Origin of the sequence: Mesorhizobium sp. M7A.F.Ca.CA.002.04.1.1 (assembly GCF_004022805.1) — a bacterium.
Taxonomy (GTDB): domain Bacteria; phylum Pseudomonadota; class Alphaproteobacteria; order Rhizobiales; family Rhizobiaceae; genus Mesorhizobium; species Mesorhizobium ciceri.
Genome location: NZ_RZPL01000719.1, coordinates 1 through 2,827, shown reverse-complemented (window position 1 = coordinate 2,827; position 2,827 = coordinate 1). Strand labels below are relative to the sequence as shown.

The following is a 2,827-nucleotide window of genomic DNA, read 5'->3' as shown; positions in this document are numbered from 1 at the left end:
GCGCATGGCGTTGGTCGCCTCGGTCAGCAACGCCGGCTGCAGGTAGAAGCCCGGCGTCTTGCGGTCGAGCCGCTCGCCACCGAAGGCGAGCGTGGCACCTTCCCTGACGCCGATGGCGATATAGTCCTCGTCCTGCTTCAGCTGCGTCGCGTCGACGACAGGACCGATCTGGGTCTGCGCGTCGAGCGCATCGCCGATGACCAGTTTGCTCATGCGATCCTTGAGGGCGTCGACGAAGCGGTCGTGAATGCCGTCAGCCACAATCAGCCTGGACGAGGCGGTGCAACGCTGGCCGGTCGAGAAGAAGGCACCATTGAGCGCGCAATCGACGGCGATCGCGAGGTCGGCATCGTCGAGCACGACCAGCGGGTTCTTGCCGCCCATTTCAAGCTGGAACTTGCGCATGTGTTCGATGCTTGCCGCAGCGACGCGCTTGCCGGTGCCGACCGAGCCGGTGAAGCTGATGGCGTTGACATCGGGACTGTCGAGCATCGCCTGACCGACGACCGAGCCCTTGCCCATGACGAGATTGAGCACGCCCTTCGGCAGGCCGGCGCGATGCAGGATGTCGACGATGGTCCAGGCGCTCTCGGGAACCAGTTCCGCAGGCTTGAAGACGACGGTGTTGCCGTGTGTCAGCGCCGGGGCGATCTTCCAGGCCGGAATAGCGATCGGAAAATTCCACGGCGTGATGATGCCGACCACGCCGACCGCCTCGCGCGTCATCTCGACGCCGACGCCCGGCCGCACGCTCGGCACGACCTCTCCGGTCAAACGCAACGTTTCGCCGGCAAAGAAGTCGAATATCTGGGCGGCGCGAATTGTCTCGCCGATGCCTTCGGCCAGCGTCTTGCCTTCCTCTCGCGCCAGATTGCGGCCGATCTCGTCCTTGCGCGCCAGAATCTCGTCGGAGGCCTTTTTCAACACCGCGTGACGCGCCAGCGGACCGGAGCGGGACCAAGCCGGGAACGCTGCCTTGGCCGCAGCGATCGCCTGCTGGGCCTGTTCGACACCCGCCGAGGCATAGTCGCCGACGACGTCGCCGGTATCCGAGGGGTTGATGTTGCGCGAACCGGCATCGCCGACCCACTCGCCATCGATGAGGTTCTTTCGAAACAGCGTCATATCGTATGTTCCTGCTTGTTGGCCGCGCGGGCATCTGTCTGAACTGGTATTTGCCAGACAATTGCCTCGCGGGAAAGCAAACAGTGAACCGCCAGCCGCGACAAAAATCCCCGTGCCTGCGCCGCGCGGATGGCGGGCGACGACGATTCCCCATCGAGCCTCGATGCAGCCAACCTCCATCGTGCATCAATCCGCTTGGGCCGATTCATCCTGTACACTTATGTCCATAGCCTTGATTTGCCTGAGGCAGCATGTCATGCGTCGTGTCGATGGCAGCTCTCGAAACGACGATTCAGCGCGCCGGCGCCACCGGCAACATCAAGGCCACTCGCGAAGACTGGCTGAAGCTTGCGCTTGAAACGTTGATCTCTGACGGAGTCGAACGCGTCCGCGTGCTGACGCTTGGCCAGAAGCTCGATGTGTCGCGCTCCAGCTTCTACTGGTATTTCAAGAGCCGGCAGGATCTGCTCGATCAGTTGCTGGACTACTGGCGGCAGACGAATACCAAATTCATCGTGGAACGCGCCAGGCGGCCTTCCGCCACCGTCATACGCGGGGTGATGAGCATTTTCGAATGCTGGGTGGACGAAAGGCTGTTCGACCCCCAGCTGGATTTCGCGATCAGGGCCTGGGCCCGTCGCTCGCCCGCCATCAGGCGCGCCTTAGACGAGGCCGACGAGGAGCGTGTCAACGCCATACGCGACATGTTCATGCGTCACGGCTACGACGAGGAGGATGCCTTCGTGCGGGCCCGCGTGCTGTATTTCATGCAGATCGGCTATTACTCGCTTGAGCTCAACGAGCCGATGAGCAGCCGCCTGCCTCACGTCGCCGGTTATCTGCGCAGCTTCACCGGCCAGGAGCCTCCGGCGGAGGATGTCGAGGACTTCTCGCGCTATGTCGAGAAGACGCTTTCGCGCAATCGATAGTACGGGCCGCTCGGCCGCCGCGGCCTGACGATTTCGCGTCGTGCATCGGCCCAATAGCAAGCACGGTTGCTGCCGACAGCAGCAGAGGAGCCCTCTGCCGTATCGGCGCAGAGCGGCGCACGGGCGCTCATTCCGCTGTCCGCCAACCTCTAGACACATATGTACAATACCGATAGGGTACGCCACACTGGCTGGGTGGAGTGCGACAGGATGAAATCCCAATATCGGGCGATCGTCATCGGCGGCGGCGTGGTTGGAGCCTCGGTGCTCTATCACCTGGCGAAGTTCGGCTGGAGCGACGTCGCGCTGATCGAACGCGAGGTGCTGACCGCAGGGTCGAGTTGGCATGCGGCCGGCGGGTTCCATGCGCTGAACGCCGATCCCAACATCGCCGCCCTGCAGGCCTACACGATCGACCTGCTCTCCGAGGTCGAGAAAGAATCGGGCCAGAGCATCGGCATGCACATGACCGGTGGCATCTCGGTCGCCTCCGCGCCGGAGCGCTGGGAATGGTTGAAAGCGTCATACCGCATCTTCCAGACCATGGGCATCGACGATGTCCACCTGGTCGGAGTCGATGAGATCAAGCAGCGCTGCCCGATTCTCAACACCGATGGCATGCTGGGTGGACTCTATGCCGCGCGCGAAGGCCATATCGATCCCTCGGGCGTCGTGCACGCCTATGCCAAGGCAGCCAGGCTGCGCGGCGCCGATATCATCGAGCACAACCGCGTGCTGGCACTCAACCGCCGCGCAGCCTGGCTGCCTTGGCA

Annotated in this window: 3 protein-coding genes; 2 read left to right on the top strand and 1 reads right to left on the bottom strand. The window is 63.2% G+C overall.

The window, feature by feature from the left end:
- Nucleotides 1–1,125: aldehyde dehydrogenase family protein (locus tag ENZ75_RS27335; protein WP_128278455.1), on the bottom strand; the 1,125-nt coding region annotated here is incomplete at its 3' end.
- Nucleotides 1,126–1,394: 269 nt separating this feature from the next.
- Between ENZ75_RS27335 and ENZ75_RS27330 the strand changes: the two genes are divergently transcribed.
- Nucleotides 1,395–2,054, top strand: coding sequence for a TetR/AcrR family transcriptional regulator (locus ENZ75_RS27330; protein WP_024501867.1), 660 nt, complete (start codon nt 1,395–1,397; stop codon nt 2,052–2,054).
- A gap of 210 nt (nt 2,055–2,264) precedes the next feature.
- Nucleotides 2,265–2,827 (top strand): FAD-dependent oxidoreductase (locus tag ENZ75_RS27325; RefSeq protein WP_164888037.1); only part of this gene is annotated, 563 nt, incomplete at its 3' end.

Bases quoted from the DNA above. Each gene is read 5' to 3' on its own strand.
- ENZ75_RS27330 (WP_024501867.1), top strand. From the start codon at position 1,395: ATGGCAGCTCTCGAAACGACGATTCAGCGCGCCGGCGCCACCGGCAAC.